The sequence below is a fragment of the Stenotrophomonas sp. Sm2128 genome, from assembly GCF_030985535.1.
Taxonomy (GTDB): Bacteria; Pseudomonadota; Gammaproteobacteria; order Xanthomonadales; family Xanthomonadaceae; genus Stenotrophomonas; species Stenotrophomonas maltophilia.
In genome coordinates, this window is record NZ_JAPTFQ010000092.1 from 1 (window position 1) to 17,171 (window position 17,171).

Annotated in this window: 10 protein-coding genes and 1 pseudogene; 2 read left to right on the plus strand and 9 right to left on the minus strand. The window is 67.4% G+C overall.

Features of this window, described 5'->3' with window-relative positions:
* Nucleotides 1-402: 402 nt before the first annotated feature.
* From O0K41_RS19675 to O0K41_RS19715, 9 genes are all read right to left on the minus strand, one after another.
* Nucleotides 403-828 (minus strand): DUF2752 domain-containing protein, encoded by a 426-nt coding sequence (locus O0K41_RS19675; protein WP_005411299.1) that lies wholly within the window; start codon nucleotides 826-828, stop codon nucleotides 403-405.
* 43 nt (nucleotides 829-871) lie between these two features.
* Nucleotides 872-1,150 (minus strand): CD225/dispanin family protein, encoded by a 279-nt coding sequence (locus O0K41_RS19680; protein ID WP_005411298.1) that lies wholly within the window; start codon nucleotides 1,148-1,150, stop codon nucleotides 872-874.
* A 34-nt stretch (nucleotides 1,151-1,184) separates the two neighbouring features.
* Entirely contained in the window at nucleotides 1,185-1,472 is a 288-nt protein-coding gene (locus tag O0K41_RS19685; protein WP_005411297.1) for a CD225/dispanin family protein, read from the minus strand.
* 182 nt (nucleotides 1,473-1,654) lie between these two features.
* On the minus strand, nucleotides 1,655-3,544 hold the full coding sequence (locus tag O0K41_RS19690; RefSeq protein WP_033833573.1) for an MFS transporter: 1,890 nt from the start codon (nucleotides 3,542-3,544) through the stop codon (nucleotides 1,655-1,657).
* Between the two features lie 98 nt (nucleotides 3,545-3,642).
* Nucleotides 3,643-4,437 (minus strand): SDR family oxidoreductase, encoded by a 795-nt coding sequence (locus tag O0K41_RS19695; protein WP_012481431.1) that lies wholly within the window; start codon nucleotides 4,435-4,437, stop codon nucleotides 3,643-3,645.
* 156 nt (nucleotides 4,438-4,593) lie between these two features.
* Nucleotides 4,594-6,771 carry a YccS family putative transporter gene (gene yccS / locus O0K41_RS19700; protein ID WP_164223222.1) on the minus strand — a complete coding sequence of 726 codons (2,178 nt, stop codon included), beginning with the start codon at nucleotides 6,769-6,771 and terminating at the stop codon, nucleotides 4,594-4,596.
* A gap of 167 nt (nucleotides 6,772-6,938) precedes the next feature.
* The gene (locus O0K41_RS19705; protein ID WP_005411292.1) at nucleotides 6,939-10,061 is read right to left on the minus strand and encodes an efflux RND transporter permease subunit; all 3,123 of its coding nucleotides are present in this window, start codon (nucleotides 10,059-10,061) and stop codon (nucleotides 6,939-6,941) included.
* A 31-nt stretch (nucleotides 10,062-10,092) separates the two neighbouring features.
* A complete protein-coding gene (locus O0K41_RS19710; protein ID WP_005414680.1) occupies nucleotides 10,093-13,326 on the minus strand; it encodes an efflux RND transporter permease subunit in 3,234 nt (1,077 codons plus the stop codon).
* 74 nt (nucleotides 13,327-13,400) lie between these two features.
* Complete coding sequence (locus O0K41_RS19715) at nucleotides 13,401-14,645, minus strand: efflux RND transporter periplasmic adaptor subunit (protein WP_012481427.1); 1,245 nt, start codon at nucleotides 14,643-14,645, stop codon at nucleotides 13,401-13,403.
* Between the two features lie 188 nt (nucleotides 14,646-14,833).
* On the opposite strand from O0K41_RS19715, the pseudogene O0K41_RS19720 reads away from it, so the two are divergent.
* Together O0K41_RS19720 and queF are read left to right on the plus strand one after the other, a co-directional pair.
* Nucleotides 14,834-16,151 (plus strand): annotated as a pseudogene (locus O0K41_RS19720) (M20 family metallopeptidase).
* A gap of 73 nt (nucleotides 16,152-16,224) precedes the next feature.
* The gene (queF, locus tag O0K41_RS19725; RefSeq protein ID WP_308304559.1) at nucleotides 16,225-17,070 is read left to right on the plus strand and encodes an NADPH-dependent 7-cyano-7-deazaguanine reductase QueF; all 846 of its coding nucleotides are present in this window, start codon (nucleotides 16,225-16,227) and stop codon (nucleotides 17,068-17,070) included.
* Nucleotides 17,071-17,171 lie beyond the last annotated feature (101 nt).

Below are 17,171 nucleotides of genomic sequence, written 5' to 3' on the forward strand. Positions count from 1 at the left end.
GTGGGGCTGCAGGACACGCCGTAAACCCGTCCTTGGGGGCTCGATGGCGCCATCCATGGCGCCAACGGTCCTGCAGCCCCACACCGCCCCACCCCCGACAGATTCCCGCGGCTGTTGGTAGGTGTCGACCTTGGTCGACACGGTAGATCCACGCCATGCGTGGATGCAGAGCGAAGCGATCCGCTTTTGCTTTTGATCTTTTCTTTCTTTTCCGTGGTGGACGCGCACGGAAACTGTCCGTGGCCGGGCGGGTGGGCTGTGCAGGGGCGTGAGCCGCATGGATGCGGCGACCGAGCTTACATGGACGTACTCGCAGCGACCCCTGCGCAGTCCACCCGCCCGGCCTATCCCATGACCGACAAACGCCGCCCACCACGAGGGGCTGCGCCGTTGGCTGGAAACCTAGATCGGTGCCAGTGCAGTGAACGGTGCCCACGGCAGGTTGCGCAGCAGCGCATACCCGGGCAGCACCCAGAGCCAGAACACAGGATTGGCCAGCACCCGCATCAGCGGGTCGAGCACGCGTGGGCGGATGCCGGCGATATTCAGCAGCATCAGCAACAGGAACGGCAGGCTGATGACCAGCAGCGGGTTCATCGCCATCGCGCCGGGCAGGTCGAAGTGGACCAGGGAGTACAGGCAGCGCGTGCTGCCACAGCCCGGGCAGTACAGGCCGGTCAGGGCGTACAGCGGGCAGCTCGGCAGTGGATTGCCGGCGACATACGGATTGACGTTGCGCAGCACCACCGTGGCACCCACGGCCAGGCCGGCGGAAGCCAGCAGCGGTGCCCAGCGGGCGAGTCGGGAACGAGCGGGAAGCGCGGACATGCAACAACGGATCCGGCGCAGGCGCCGGATCCGTCCAGGCGTATCAGTAGCCGCTGTTGCTCATCGCGCCCATGCCGCCGAGCACGACGAAGAACAGCACGTACAGCACGACCAGCACGGCCCAGGCAATGGCCGACCAGATGGCCCACTTCTTGGCCTTGGCGGCGGAGTCCTGGGCGCCGGCGATGTCGCCGGCGGCCAGCTTGCCGTTGACCTGTGCGGCGTAGACGATCGACACGATGCCGGCCGGCAGGCAGCAGAACAGGGTGGTCAGGATGGCCCAGACCAGGTTGTTCGGGACCTGCGGAGTAGCGGTATTCATGGGTTCAAGCTCCTTGATGGGTGGTGGTGGTGAATCATTGGTCGGAAAGAGCGCCCAGTACGGCCAAGCCGCCGAACAGCCCGAGCCACAACAGCAACAGGACCGGCAGGGCCACGGCCGAAGCCACTGCCCACCAGCCCGCCTTGCGCGACGCGCTGTAGGCCCCCGGCAGATCGCCAGCCGCGCGGCGGCCATCGACCTGGGAGGCATAGACGATCGACACCACGCCCAACGGCAGGCAGCAGAACAGCGTCGTCAGGATCGCCCAGACCAGATGGTTGGGGATGTAGACCGGACGGCTGAGCGGTGGTGGTTGATTCAAAGCGAGACTCCATTCCTTGGTGGCCGGCCTTGGTGAATCGGCCGAACCTCCCCCCTGTGGGTGCGTAATCTACCGCAACCGGCGTTGCATGTATGCGTTTACACGCACGGCATGTCGTGTTCGCCACTGGACGGTGGCGTATGCGGGGGAGGTTGCCGGGCCTGCCTGTCAGTCCGATTCTGTCAGGCGTGATCGCCGCGCAGGGCCCGCACCTGGGCTTCCAGCGCCTGGGCGTTGGTGGTGTGGCCGTCCATGGACGGTGCCGCCACTACCTCGACGGTGGCTCGGAAACGGCGCGGCACCCGCATGCGGCCGAGGCGGCTGTCGCGCCGGCTCCACATGCTCGACCACATGCCGCGCAGGGCCATCGGCACCACCGGCACCGGCCGCCGTTCGAGGATCTTCTCGACGCCGGACTTGAACGGGGCGATTGCACCATCCCTGGTCAGTGCGCCTTCCGGGAAGATGCAGACCAGCTCGCCTTCGGCCAACGCGGCGTCGATGTCATCGAACGCGCGTTGCATCAGCGCCGGGTCTTCGCGCGCACCGGCGATCGGGATCGCCTTGGCGGTACGGAAGATCCAGCGCATCACCGGGATGTTGAAGATCCTGTAGTACATGACGAAGCGCACCGGACGCGGAATCGTCGCCGACAGGATCAGTGCGTCCATGTAGCTGACATGGTTGCAGACCAGCAGCGCGGCACCTTCGTCGGGCACGTTGGCTTCGATGCCGTGCGGGCGCAGGCGGTACAGGGTGCGCACCATCAGCCAGCTGAGGAAGCGCATCAGGAATTCGGGGACGATGGTGAAGATGTAGATCGCCACCAGCGCGTTGGCGATGGCCAGCGCCAGGAACTGCTGCGGGATGCTCCAGTGCAGCAGCTTGTGCGCGGCCAGCGACAACAGGGCTGCGCCGACGATGAAGCCGGAATTCTGGATGTTCAGCGCCGCGAACACGCGCGACATCTGCGCCTTCGGCGTGCGGCTCTGGATCAGCGCGAACAATGGCACCACGAAGATACCGGTGAACAGGCCGATGCCGATCAGGTCGATGACGATGCGGATGCTACCGGACTGCTGCAGGAAGGTGCCGATGGTCAACCCGTGCACCGTCGCCTCGCCGCTGCGCGCGAAGTACAGGTCGAGCAGGAACGCGGTCATGCCGAACGCGCCCAACGGCACCAGGCCGATTTCCACCGTGCGTGCCGACAGCTTTTCGCACAGCAGCGAGCCGACGCCGGTGCCGACCGAGAACAGGGCCAGCGCAAAGATGTACAGGGTTGGTTCGCCGCCGAGGTTGGTCACCGCATAGGCCGGCAGCTGCGAGGTCAGCACGGTGCCGACGAACCAGAACCAGGACACGCCCAGGATTGAATTGCGCACCGCCTTCTGCTGGCGCGCCATGCGCAGCACCGCCAGCGATTCCGGCAGCGGGTTCCAGTTGATCTTCAGGTCCGGGTCGCCGGCATCGACCTTGGGAATCAGGCGGGCGGCGATGTTGCCGCAGATCGCCAGCGCGATGATCGCGCACGCGGCCACCACCGTGCCATGGCTGCCGGCCACGGTGAACACCAGGCCGCCGACGATCATGCCGGACAGGATCGACATCGAGGTGCCCATCTCGACCAGGCCGTTGCCGCCGGTCAGCTCTTCGGGCTTGAGCACCGAGGGCAGCACCGAGTACTTCACCGGGCCGAACAGGGTTGACTGCATGCCGGTGCAGAACAAGGCGACCAGCAGCACCGGCAGGCTCTGGGTGAGGAAGCCGGTTGCCGCCAGCGACATGATCACGATCTCCATGGTGGTGGTGATCACGATCAGTCGCGATTTTTCCAGCTTGTCGGCGATCTGCCCGGCCAGTGCCGAGAACAGGAAGTACGGCAGGATGAAGATGGCCGGTGCCAGCGTGGCGTACAGCCCCAGTTCTTCCTCCGGCACGGCCATGAACAGCAACATGCTGATGATCGCCTGCCGGTACACGTTGTCGTTGAACGCACCCAGCGCCTGGACGACGAAGAACGGCAGGAAACGGCGCTGGCGCAGCAGGGCGAACTGGTTGTGACCGGACATGGAACCTCCTTGACCGGCGCAGCCTAGCATTCCTGCCTATCCGCTGTGGGTGCGGACCTGTGGGTGCGGACCGTTGGTCCGCACACCTGTCGATGGTCTCAGACGATATCGTCGACCACGCCGCCATCCACGCGCAGTGCTGCACCGGAGGTGGCCGAAGCCTGCGGCGAGGCCAGGTACACCACCATGTTGGCTACTTCCTCGACCGTGGCGGTGCGCTGGATCACCGAAGACGGCCGGTGTGCCATCACGAACTCGCGGCCGATCTGCTCCAGCGGCTTGCCGCTGCGCTGGCGTTCATCTTCGAACATCGCCGCGAAACCGTCGGACAGGGTCGGGCCGGGCAGCACCGCGTTGACGGTGACGCCACTGCCGGCCACGCGCTTGGCCAGGCCGCGCGACAGCGACAGCTGCGCGGTCTTGCTGACACCGTAATGGATCATGTCGGCGGGAATGTTGCGTGCCGATTCGGAGGAGATGAACAGCACGCGGCCCCAGCCGGCGTCGACCATCGCCGGCAGCAGTGCCCGCGACAGGCGCACGCCGGACATCACGTTGGTCTGCCAGTAGCGCTCCCAGGTGGCGTCTTCGGTCTCGAAGAAGTCCTCGGGGCCGAAGATGCCGGCGTTGTTGACCAGGATGTCGACCTTGGGCAGGCCGGCCAGCAGCACATCGACACCGGCTGCATCGGAAAGGTCGGCGGCGACGCCGATCACCTCGGCACCCGGAACGGCGGCGAGCAGGCGCTGGCGGGCGCGTTCGACACTGTCGGTGCTGCGGCCGTTGAGAATGACCCGCGCACCCGCCGCGGCAAGACCCTGGGCGATCGCCAGGCCGATGCCGGCGGTGGAAGCGGTAACGAGCGCGGTGCGGCCGGCGAGTTCGATCTTCATGGGGGGAGTCCAGGAGCAGGGGATCACCCAGTATCCGCGCAGGACCGTGATCGGGATGCGGCGCCAGGCGCAACACACGGTTGCACACGGTGCAGTAGATCCACGCCATGCGTGGATGGACTGCGGGTCGCGCCAGGCCATGCCCGGCGCCGGCCTTCAGGTGAGCGTGCGCACCGCCTCATTCGCCGCCGCCCGCACCTTCGGCAGCATCCGCAGCACCAGCGCCATCTGCGTGCGGATCAACTGCAGCTTCGCCGGCATCGCCTCGTCGATCTGCTCCAGTTCGGCCGCCACCGCGCGATCAGCGTCGTTGTCGTCCTCGTTGACCGGCTGCCGTGCGGTCAGGGCCGAGGCCAGCTGCTGCAGCGCCTTGCGCACGCGCTCACCGGCGGCCAAGGCCAGCGGATCGCCGGCGTAGCTGTCCACCTGGTCGCGGTGTGCACCCAGCGCCGACAAGTGCCCAAGCAGCGTGTTGGAGAGCGCCAGGAAGTGGAAGCCGGCATCCAGGTTGCGACGCACATGACCGGGTTCGCGCAGCATGTTCGACAGCGCGGTGGACAGCGCGGCGTCGGCGTTGTGCATGTCGCGGCGGGCGATGCGATAGGCCAGGTCATCGCGCATGCCGCTGCGGTACTGGCCCAGCACCGAATCCAGGTAGCGCGCGGCGGTATCCAGCACCCGCGCCAGCACAAGGTGCAGCTGGCGGCCCTGCCAGTCGGGCAGGATCAGGAACGCGGCGGCAGCGGCGATCGCGCAGCCCAGCAGCGTGTCGACCATGCGCGGCACGATCAGCACGAAGCCATCGCCGATCAGGTTGAAGCAGGTCAGGGCCATCACCGTGATCGCCGCCGATGCCACCAGGTAGCGGTCGGTGCGGGTGAAGAAGAACAGCAGCGCCGACAGCAGCGCGATCAGCAGTTGCACGTGCAGTTGCGGGAACAACTGCAGCAGCGCCCAGGTGAGCACGAGGCCCGCCACGGTGCCGACGATGCGCTGCGCCAGGCGCTGCCGGGTCGCACCGAAGTTGGGCCGGCACACGAACACGATGGTCAGCAGCACCCACGAGCCGTTCTGCGCATTGAACAGACGGATCGCGGCGAAACCGGCGATCAGGGCCAATGCCATGCGCAGGCCGTGGCGGAACAGGACCGAGCCGGGCGTGAGCTGCTGGCGCACGCGCACGCCCATCTCGCGCAGGGTATGCGGGTTGCTGTCGCGCAGGCGCGTATCGACATTGTCGAGACTGGCCTCGGAGCGTTCGGCGTCCAGCAGGCGGCGTTCGATGCTGCGCAGGTTGTGCACCAGCAGGTCCAGCGAACCCAGCAGTCGCTGCCACTGCGGGCGCTGCTGGTCGCGCAGGTAGGCCAGCGCATCGGCCAGGTCGCGCCCGGCCTGCTGGTTGGTTTCGCCATACACGAACGGGCGGCGCAGGCGGATCGCCTCGCCCAGGCGCGCGCAGGCCTGGCCCTGAAGATCGAGCAGGCGCTGGCAGCGGTACAGCACGTCGCTGTGGAAGAACGCATCGACCAGGGCGCCGTAAGGGTAGTGCGAGGAACTGGCGCGCTCGTGGAAATCCTGTGCCATGTAATAGAGGCGCAGGTACAGGCCGGAGTTCACGCCCGGCCGCCCGGAACGGCCGAAGCGGGCGAGAATCGCGGTCTTGGCCTCGTTCAACGCGCCGACCACGCGCCGGTTCTGCTCGGCCAGGTCGAGCTGGCGGCGTTGCAGGTCGGCCTCACGTACCGGTTCGAACAGGGCGGCCTTCAGCTGCAGGTAGCGGCCCAGCTCGATGTAAAGCCGCGCCACGCGCTCGCGCACCGGTCGGTTGGCGAACAGTGCGGTCCACAGGATCGACAGCAGTCCGTACCAGACGGCGCCCGCCAGCAGGTGGCTGACCGCTTGCAGCGCGGTATGCAGGTCGCTGGCACCGTGCTGCTCCAGCCCGATCATGGTGTAGATCGCCAGCGTTACCGTGGCCTGGGCGATGGATGCGTAGCGCTCGCCGAGCGCGCCCAGCAGGGTCAGGCCGAAGGTGGACAGTGCCAGCGCGCCGATGAAGATCCACGGCCAGGGGAACAGCCAGATCACCGACGCCGCAGCGATGCAGAAACACAGCAGCGACAGCGCCACCGCCTTGGTCCGGCCCCACCAGTTGTCGTCGGTCTCGGCGATGGCGCTGGCGATGATACCGAGGAAAACGCCGGGCAGGGCGGTCAGCGCATCCAGCTGCCAGCACACGGCAAGCGCTGCGGTCAGGGCGATGAACACGCGCAGGCCGTAACTGGCCTTCTCGTGGGCCCACAGGCGGCTGAGGCGGGATTGGCGGGCGGGCATGCAGGCTCGGCGGAAGGATCTCCCACCATTATTGCGGGGTGCGCGTGAAATATGGAGGCGGACCACCGCGGTAGTGCCGGCCGCTGGCCGGCAGATTTGCCGTACCGAGAAAGCCGGCCAGCGGCCGGCTCTACCCGTAGATCCACGCCATGCGTGGATGGGCCGTTCTACGCACGCTGCGCGCGCTTGAGCAGCTTCGCTTCGCGCTTGCGCGCGCGACGGGCCCGCCAGCGTTCGGCCAGGCACGAGAAGATCACGTACAGCGCTGGCGTGCTGAGCAGGGTCAGGCTCTGCGAGAACAGCAGGCCGCCGATCATCGCGATGCCCAGCGGGCGGCGCAGTTCGGAGCCTTCGCCCAGGCCGATCGCCAGCGGCACCGCCGCCAGGATCGCCACCATCGTGGTCATCATGATCGGGCGGAAGCGCACGATGCTGGCCTCGCGCGCGGCATCGCGCGGTGCCAGGCCATGCTCGCGCTGCGCCACCAGCGCGAAGTCGATCATCATGATCGCGTTCTTCTTGACGATGCCGATCAACAGCACCAGCGCGATCATCGAGATCACCGACAACTCGGTGTTGGTGCCGAACAACGCGAGCAGTGCACCCACGCCCGCCGCCGGCAGCGTGGACAGGATGGTGACCGGATGGATCAGGCTCTCGTAGAGCATGCCCAGCACCAGGTACACGGTCAGGATCGCGGCGAACACCAGGATCAGCATGTCGCTGGGGTCGGAGTTGAAGCCGAAGCCCGCATCATCGGCCAGGCGGATGTCACCAGGCATGCGCATGCCGGCCACGGTCGCGTCGATGATCGCCTTGGCCTCACCCATGCTCACGTTCGGAGCCAGGTTGTAGCTGAGGTCCATCGTCGTGTACTGGTTCTCGTGGGTGATCTGCGACGGGGCCAGGCCGGGCATCTGCGTGGCCACCGCGGTGATCGGCACCATGTCACCATTGCGCGCACGTACGTACACCTCGTCCAGCGCGGCGGGGGTGGCGGTCTGCGAGGGCAGGGCGTTGACCACCACGCTGTACTGGTTGATGTCCGAATAGATGGTGGAGATCTGGCGCTGGCCGAACGCACCGTACAGCGCACCGTCGATGGCACCCACGGTGATGCCCAGGCGTGCGGCCTTGGCGCGGTCGATCTGGATGTTCTGGCGCAGGCCGGCGTTGTCCACGTCGGTACCGACATCGCGCAGCTTGGGGTTCTTCTTCAGCTCCGCCTGCAGCTTGGGCAGCCATTCCTGCAGCGATGCCAGGTCGTTGCCCTGCAGCGAGATGCGGTACTGCGCGCCCTGGCTGGAACCGCCGCCATCGTTGCTGGGCAGATCCTGGATCGCGCGCAGGCGCAGCTGCAGGTCGGGGTAGCGGTCGGCCTTGGCACTCAGCCGTGCGAGTGCGTGCGCCGTGGTCTCGCGACGGCCATCGCTGCGCGACTTCAGCTCGATGTTGAACTGTGCGCTGGAGCCCTGGCGGCCGCTGCCCAGGCGCACGCCCACGGTCTTCACCGCGGGGTCGGCCATCAGCATGTCGGTGATGCGGCGCTGGCGGGCGACCATGTCCTCGAAGGACACCGTGGCGCTGGAATTGGCGCGGCCCCAGATCAGGCCGGTGTCCTGCGGCGGGAACGCGCCCTTTTTCACCGCGCCGAACAGGAAGACGGTGGCGCCGATCAGGATCAGCGGGGTCAGCGACAGCAGCAGCGCGTGGCGCAGCGAGAAGTCGAGGAAGACCGTGTAGATGCGAAGCATGCGCTCATGGCCGGCATCCAGCCAGCGGCCGAAGCGCGACGGCGGCGCGCTGTGGTCGTGCGCGCTGAGGAACCGGCTGCACAGCGCCGGAGTCAGCGTCAGCGAGACGATCATCGAGACCACGATCGCCGCCACCAGGGTGACGGTGAATTCGCGGAAGAACGCACCCATCATGCCGCTGGCGAACAGGAGCGGGATGAACACCGCCACCAGCGAGGCGGTGATCGAGACGATGGTAAAGCCGATCTCGCGCGCGCCGGTGAGCGCCGCCTGCATCCGCGGCATGCCTTCGTCGAGGTGGCGCATGATGTTCTCGATCACCACGATCGCATCGTCGACCACGAAGCCGATGGCGATCACCAGCGCCAGCAGGCTCAGGTTGTTCAGGGTGAAGCCCATCACGTACATCACCAGCGCGGCACCGGCCAGCGACAGCGGCACGGTCACCGCGGCGATCAGCGTGGGTGCCAGCCGGCGCAGGAACAGCGCCATCGTCAGCACCACCATCGCCAGGCTGATCAGCAGGGTGATCTGCACTTCATGCAGCGACGAGCGGATGGTCGGCGTACGGTCGAAGTACGGCGTCATCGTGGTGCCGGGCTGCAGGTAATCGCGCAGGGTCGGGATCTGCGCCTTGACCCGGTCCACGGTCTCCACGATGTTGGCGCCGGCACGGGTGAACACGTACATCACCACCGCCGGTTTGTGGTCGAACCACGCGGCCTGGTAGGCATCCTGCTGGCCGTCGTAGACGTTGGCGATGTCCTTCAGGCGGATCACCCGGCCATCGCCCTGGGTCTTGACCACCAGGTCGGCGAAGTCGGCGGCACGCGCCACCGAGTCGTTGGCGATGATCGCGGTAGTGGTGTTGCCGTCGCTGAGGAAGCCGGTGGGCGAGGTCACGTTGGCCGCGCGCACGGCGTTGCGCAGGTCATCGGCGGTCAGGCCCAGCGCGTTCATCAGGCGCAGGTTGACGTCCACACGCACCGCCGGCGTCGAAGCGCCAGCGATGTCGACCGAAGCAACGCCGCTGATCTGGCGGATGCGCTGGGCCAGCAGCGAGTCGGCGACGTTGTACAGCTCGTCGGCCGACTGCGTCTGCGAGGTCAGCGCGATGGCGATGACCGGGTCGTCGTTCGGATTCGCCTTCTGGTACATCGGCGAGCCCATGCCCGAAGGCAGGTCGGCCTGCGCCGAGTTGATCGCGGTCTGCACGTCCAGCGCGGCCGAATCGATGTTGTGGCCGCTCTGGAAGATCATGAACACCAGCGAGCTGCCTTCCGAGCTCGACGAGCGCATGCGGTCGATGCCCGGCAGCTGGCCGAGGTGGCGCTCCAGCGGCGCGGTGACTGTCGAGGCCATGGTCGCCGCATCCGCGCCGGACTGGCTGGCGTGCACGAAGATCACCGGGATCTCGATGTTCGGCAGTGCCGATACGCCCAGGCGCAGGTAGCAGATCAGGCCGACCATGAACAGGCCGATGGCCAGCAGCGCGGTGCCGATCGGGCGGCGGATGAAGGGGCCGGACAGGTTCATCGTGCGGCCCACCGCAGCAGCGGGGCGTGGATCATGCCTGCGGCTCCTGCAGCGAACCGTTGCGCAGTGCGCGCTGCTCGCGGCGGCGCGCCAGCCATTCGGAGAAGCGTTCCATGTACAGGTAGATCACCGGCGTCGTGTACAGCGTGACCAGCTGCGACAGCAGCAGGCCGCCGACGATGGCGATGCCCAGCGGGCGGCGCAGCTCCGAGCCGATGCCGGTGCCCAGCGCCAGCGGCAGTGCGCCGAGCATTGCCGCGGCGGTGGTCATCATGATCGGACGGAAGCGCAGCAGGCAGGCGCGGCGGATCGCTTCATGCGCGTTGGCACCGGCGCGACGCGCCTCGATCGCGAAGTCCACCATCATGATGCCGTTCTTCTTGACGATGCCGATCAGCAGCACGATGCCGACGATGCCGTCCACCGACAGGCTCAGCCCGCACAGCATCAGCGCCAGCAGCGCGCCGACGCCGGCCGGTGGCAGCGTGGAGATGATCGTGATCGGGTGGATGTAGCTCTCGTAGAGCACGCCGAGCACGATGTAGATCACCACCAGCGAGGCCAGCAGCAGCCACACCACATCGGTCTGGCTGCCGGTGAATTCGGCGGCCTTGCCGATGAACTCGGCATGCAGGTGTGCCGGCATGTCCAGGCTGTCCTTGGTCTCCTGGATCGCACGCACCGCTTCGGACAGCGAATAGCCCGGCGCCACGTTGAACGAGACCGTCACCGCCGGCAGCTGCTGCTGGTGGCTGACCACCAGCGGCGCACTGCTGACCTTGCCTTCGGCCAGCGCCGACAGCGGGATGATGTTGCCGGCGCCGACCGTGATGCCGGTGTTCTGCGCGCCGATGCCGGTGGCGGTGGACGAGTTGGACGAGGTGACCTGGCCGAAGCTGGTGGCATTGGTGCCGGTCAGCGCGCCGGCGCCGTTGGAAGCCACGGCCAGCTGTTCCATCAGCGCGGTGCTGGTACGGAACTCCGGCGCCACTTCCAGCACAACCCGATACTGGTTGAGTTCGGTGAAGATGGTCGAGATCTGGCGCTGGCCGAACGCATCGTAGAGCGTGTCGTCGATGGTCTGCATCGGCACGCCCAGCACACTGGCCTTGTCGCGGTCGATGTTCAGTTCAAGCGCGCGGCCCTGGTTGGACAGGTTGTTGTCCACGTCGGCCAGTTCCGGGCGCTTGCGCAGCGCTTCGGTCAGGCGCGTGGCCTGCGTGGCCACTTCGGCGCTGTCCACGTCCGACAGCGAGTACTGGTATTCGGTGGCGGCCACGCGGGTATCGAGGGTCACGTCCTGCACCGGTTTCAGGTACAGGGCCACGCCCGGAATACCGGCTACCGCCTTCTGCAGGCGCGGCAGGATCTCATCCAGGCCATCACGCTGGCTGCGCTCCTTCAGCACGATCGACAGCTGGCCCTGGTTGAGCGTGGGGTTCATGCTGCCGGCACCGATGAACGCCGACACGCCGGTCACGTCCGGATCCTGGCGCAGCGCTTCGGCAACCTGCCTTGTGCGCTGTTCCATCTGCGGGAAAGCGATGTTCTGGTCGGCCTGCACCACGCCGGTGATCAGGCCGGTGTCCTGCTCGGGCAGCAGCCCCTTGGGAATCAGCACGTACAGCAGCACGGTCAATACCAGCGCGCCACCGGCCACGGCCAGGGTCAGGCGCTGGTGGCCCAGCACCCAGTCCAGGCTGTGCTCGTACAGGCCGACGGTGCGCGTCCACAGGTTCTGCTTGCCGGCCGCCGCTGCACGCTCGTGCGCGTCCTCGCCTTCGGGCAGGGCGTCGGGCTTGAGCAGGTAGGCGCACATCATCGGGGTCAGCGTCAGCGAGATCAGCATCGACAGCACCACGGCGATGCTCAGCACCCAGGCGAACTCGTGGAACAGGCGGCCGGTGACGCCAGGCATCAGCAGCAGCGGCAGGAACACCGCCACCAGCGAGACCGTCAGCGACAGCACGGTGAAGCCGATCTGGCGTGCGCCGATCTCGGCCGCTTCCTTGCCACTCTTGCCCTGCTCGATGTAACGCACGATGTTCTCGATCATCACGATCGCATCGTCGACCACGAAGCCGGTGGCCACCACCAGCGCCATCAGCGAGAGGTTGTCCAGCGACATGCCGGCAAAGGCCATCACCGCGAAGGTGCCGGCCAGCGACAGCGGCACCGCCACCGAGGGAATGATCGTGGCCCACAGCCGGCGCAGGAATACGAAGATCACCGCCACCACCAGGCCGATGGTGAGGATCAGGGTGAACTGCACTTCGTGCACCGAGGCGCGGATGGTCTCGGTGCGGTCGTTGAAGATCTCCAGGTGCACGTCGGCCGGCAGCACGCCCTGCAGCTGCGGCAGGATCGCGCGGATGCGCTCGACGGTCTGCACGATGTTGGCGCCCGGCTGGCGGCGCACTTCCAGCAGCACCGCCGGCTTGCCATCGGCCCAGGCCGCCAGCTGGTCGTTCTCCACGCCGTCGACCACCTCGGCCACGTCGGACAGCCGCACCGGGCGGCCGTTCTTGTAGCTGATGATGGTGTCGCGGTACTCGGCGGCGCTGGCCAGCTGGTCGTTGGTGCCGATGCTGTAGGACTGGGTCTTGCCGTTCAACGAGCCCTTGGGCGCATTGACGTTGGCTTGGGTGAGCGCGCTGCGCAGCTGTTCCAGGGTCAGGCCCATGTTCGACAGCTGCGCCGGATTGACCTGGATGCGCACGGCCGGGCGCACGTTGCCGGCAATCGAGACCAGGCCGACGCCCTGCACCTGCGACAGGCGCTGGGCCAGGATCGAGTCGGCGTAATTGTTGACGTCGCGCAGCGGGCGCGTGTCAGAGGTCAGTTTCAGGGTGACGATGGCCGCGTCGGCCGGGTTCACCCGGTTGTAGACCGGCTGGTAGGGCAGCGACGAGGGCAGGGTGGCCTGGCGGATCGCCGCCTGCACGTCCTGCGCGGCGATGTCGATGTCGCGGTCCATCGAGAACTGCAGGATGATCGTGGACAAGCCAGCCGACGAGTCGGAGGTCATCAGCTCCAGCCCGGAGATCTGCCCGAACTGGCGCTCCAGCGGCGTGGTGACCAGCGAGGCCATGGTGGTGGCGTTTGCGCCGGGGTACTGGGTGGTGACCACCAGGCTGGGCGCATCGATTTCCGGCAGCGCCGACACCGGCAGCTTGCGGTAACCGAGGATGCCCAGCAGCAACAGGCCCGCCATCAACAGCGAGGTAGCGATCGGGCGGCGGATGAAGATCGTCGAAAAGCCCACGGACTGATCCTTGCTGGCACTTCAATGTCGGCGCCGGCGGGTCCGCCGGCGCGAGGGAGAACCGTGGCCTGCGCTCAGCGCGGACCGCCACCGCGACGGCCACCGCCGCCACCGTTCTTCTGTTCGGCCGCCTTCAGCTCGGCCTCGGTCGGTGCGGCCGGGGTTTCGCCCGGCTTCAGCGCGGTGACCTTGCTGCCCGGCTTCAGGCGGAACTGGCCTTCACTGACCACCCGCTCGCCGCCCTTCAGGCCTTCGGCGATCTGCACCTGGCTGTCGCCCACTTCCACGCCGCTGCGCACGGTCTGCATCTTCACCGTGTTGTCGCCCTGCACGACGTAGACGTACTCGCCATCCGGCCCACGCAGCACGGCCTGGGTCGGAATGACCACGCCGCCGGCAATCGTGCGCAGCTGCATGCGCACGTTGACGAACTGGCCCGGCCACAGGCCGTTGTCGGTGTTGTCGAACAGCGCGCGCGCCTTGAAGGTGCCGCTGTCGGCACTGATCAGGTTGTCGACCACGTCCAGCTTGCCGTCGCCGGACAGCACGTGCGAGTCGGCGCGGTCCAGTGCCGCCACCGGCACCGCGCCGGCGGCCTGCGCCTGGCGCACGTCGCCGAGCTGGCGTTCGGGCAGGTTGAACAGGACGTGGATCGGGTGGATCTGGGTCAGGGTGACCAGCGCGGTGCCGGCGTTGACCACGTTGCCCGCGTCGACCGCGCGGATGCCGGCGATGCCGGTGATCGGTGCGGTGACCCTGGTGTACTGCAGCTGCACCTGTGCCGAGCGCATGCTGGCTTCGTTCGCCGCGACTGCGCTTTCGTACTGTGCCACTTGGTTTCGCTGTGTATCCAGATCGGTCTTGGCGACGAACTGGCGATACTCCGGCGCATTGGAGCGCTGGTAGTTGGAGCGCGCGGTGGCCAGCAGCGCCTCGTTCTGGCGCTTGGCTGCCGCGGCCTGGTCGTAGCTGGCCTGGGCAGTGCGTGGATCGATCACTGCCAGCACGTCGCCCTTCTTCACTTCCTGGCCTTCGCGGAAGTTCAGGCTCATCAGCTGGCCACCGACCTGCGGGCTGACGGTGACGGTGTTCATTGCCGTCACGGTACCCAGTGCGCTGGCATACACCGGTACGTCCTGGTGCGTGGCCTGGACCACGGTCACCGGCACCGGGCCGGCATCCGGGTCTTCGCCACCCTGGCGCGCTCCCGCTGCCGGCTTTCCAGCCTTGTCCTTGCCCCCGCCGATGACGCGCAGGCCGACCACGGCCAGTACCAGAACCGCCACGACCAGCAGCACGATCTTCCAAACACGTGACATTACGAGGACTCCAAGAGGGCTGGACGGGGCGCGGCCCCGGTTGGCAATGCGCAAAGCATACCTGTGCCACATCACGTTTCCTGCATGACGGATGGGACGGGCGCTAAGACCGGATCCGGCCGCGGAGGTTCCCGTGGCGGCGGTGTTGCCCTACATTCAGCTGGACCCCTCTTGCTGTGGAGATTGCGATGCGCCGTTCGCTGCTGCTGTCCGCCCTGCTGCTGGCCCTGCCGGCCGTTGCCCACGCCCAGGACGGGCAACGCCCCGAAGTGACCGCTGCTGCCCAGCGCCTGCAGGCCAAGGTGGTTGAATGGCGCCGCGACTTCCATCAGCACCCGGAACTGTCCAACCGCGAGGCGCGCACCTCGGCCGAGGTCGCCAAGCGCCTGCGTGCGATGGGCTTGAAGCCGAAGACTGGCATCGCCCACCACGGCGTGGTGGCGATCATCGAAGGCGGCAAGCCCGGCCCGAAGATCGCGCTGCGCGCGGACATGGACGCGCTGCCGGTAACCGAACAGACCGGGCTGCCGTTCGCCTCCAAGGCCACCGACCAGTACCGCGGCCAGACCGTGGGCGTGATGCATGCCTGCGGCCATGACGCGCACACCGCCACCTTGCTGGGCGTGGCCGAAGCGCTGGTGTCGATGAAGAAGGACCTGCCGGGCCAGGTGATGCTGATCTTCCAGCCGGCCGAGGAAGGCGCACCGCCGCCGGAAGAGGGCGGTGCCGCGCTGATGCTGAAGGAAGGCCTGTTCGCCGACTTCAAGCCGGAGGCGGTGTTTGGCCTGCATGTGTTCTCCAGCGTGCAGGCCGGCCAGATCGCGGTGCGCGGTGGCCCATTGATGGCAGCCTCGGACCGCTTCGGCATCAAGGTGATCGGTCGCCAGACGCACGGCTCCGCACCGTGGAACGGTGTCGACCCGATCGTGGCCACGGCCGATCTGGTCGGTACCGCGCAGACCATCGTCAGCCGCCGCGCCAACCTCTCCAAGCAACCGGCGGTGCTGACCTTCGGTGCGATCAACGGCGGCATCCGCTACAACATCATTCCGGACGAGGTGGAGATGGTCGGCACCATCCGCACCTTCGACGAGGGCATGCGCCAGCAGATCTTCGCCGACCTGCGCAACGTGGCCGAACACACCGCCGCCGCGCACGGGGCAAAGGCGGTCACCGACATCTACGAATCAGAAGGCAACCCGGCCACGGTGAACGACCCGGCGCTGACCGCGAAGATGCTGCCGAGCCTGCAGGCGGTGGTGGGCAAGGACAACGTCTACGAGCCACCGCTGCAGATGGGCGCGGAGGATTTCTCGCTGTACGCGAAGGAAGTGCCGGGGATGTTCTTCTTCGTTGGTTCCACCAGCGTGGGCATCGACCCGGCGACGGCCGGCGAACCACTCCCCGAAGTTCCTGCTGGATGAGAAGGCGCTGGATGTCGGACTGCGCGCGCTGCTGCAGGTGAGCCTGGATTACCTGCACGGTGCCGGCACTCCGGCGGGGTGAGGGTTTCCGGCAGGGCTTGCAGCCCTGCACCCGCCTAAATCAACGTCAACGTCAAAAGCGGGCATTCCGCGGGATGGCGGGGTGGGTCCGGTGGCAGGGGACGCTGCAAGTACGTCCATGTAAGCTCGGTCGCGAGGTCAGTTACCCGTCGCAGTACGATCCCGGCCTGCTGTTTCCCATCCCCCGCAGCGGCGCCCGCGCCGAGATCGGCCTCGATGAGGCCGCGCTGCCGTTCGTCGGCCATGACCGCTGGCACGCCTTCGAGCTGAGCTGGCTCGACCCGCGTGGCAAGCCGCAGGTGGCCGTGGCCACCGTGCAGGTGCCGTGCACGTCGCCGCGGCTGATCGAATCGAAGTCGTTCAAGCTGTACCTCAACTCCCTCAACAGCACCCGCATCGACAGCGCCGAGGCACTGCGCGCGCGCATCGTGGCGGATCTGTCGGATTGTGCCGGTGCGCCGGTCCAGGTCGAGTTCGGGCTGCCGGGCCTGCGCGAGACGCCGCTCGGTGAATCCATCGACGGGCTGGAGCTGGAGATCGACTGCTACGGCCCGCCGCAGGCGGACTTTCTCTCGGCCAATGCCGGTGAGGTGGTGGAGGAGACCCTGGTCTCGGCACTGCTGAAGTCCAACTGCCCGGTCACCGGCCAGCCGGACTGGGCGACGGTCAGCCTGCGTTACCGCGGGCCGAAGATCGATCGTGCCGGCCTGCTGCGCTATCTGGTCAGCTACCGCGAGCACGCCGAGTTCCACGAGCAGTGCGTTGAGCGGATCTTCAGCGAGGTGTCTGCGCGCTGCCAGCCGCAATGGCTGGAAGTGGAGGCGCGCTATACCCGCCGTGGTGGCCTGGACATCAACCCGTGGCGCGCCAGTCCCGGCATTGCCGCCCCGTCCGCGACCTACCGCGAACTGCGCCAGTAACCGCTGCAGGCGGTTGCCCGTTGTGCCGGGCCATGCCCGGCGAGCGCCGGCCAGCGGCCGGCACTCCCATGATTCGCAGGCGGTTACGGGTAGTGGCGGCC

Coding starts and splice junctions, on each gene's coding strand:
- O0K41_RS19680 (WP_005411298.1), bottom strand. CDS start 1,150: ATGAATACCGCTACTCCGCAGGTCCCGAACAACCTGGTCTGGGCCATC.
- O0K41_RS19690 (WP_033833573.1), bottom strand. CDS start 3,544: ATGTCCGGTCACAACCAGTTCGCCCTGCTGCGCCAGCGCCGTTTCCTG.
- O0K41_RS19705 (WP_005411292.1), bottom strand. CDS start 10,061: ATGAACCTGTCCGGCCCCTTCATCCGCCGCCCGATCGGCACCGCGCTG.
- O0K41_RS19675 (WP_005411299.1), bottom strand. CDS start 828: ATGTCCGCGCTTCCCGCTCGTTCCCGACTCGCCCGCTGGGCACCGCTG.
- O0K41_RS19695 (WP_012481431.1), bottom strand. CDS start 4,437: ATGAAGATCGAACTCGCCGGCCGCACCGCGCTCGTTACCGCTTCCACC.
- yccS (WP_164223222.1), bottom strand. CDS start 6,771: ATGCCCGCCCGCCAATCCCGCCTCAGCCGCCTGTGGGCCCACGAGAAG.
- queF (WP_308304559.1), top strand. CDS start 16,225: ATGGCGGGGTGGGTCCGGTGGCAGGGGACGCTGCAAGTACGTCCATGT.
- O0K41_RS19715 (WP_012481427.1), bottom strand. CDS start 14,645: ATGTCACGTGTTTGGAAGATCGTGCTGCTGGTCGTGGCGGTTCTGGTA.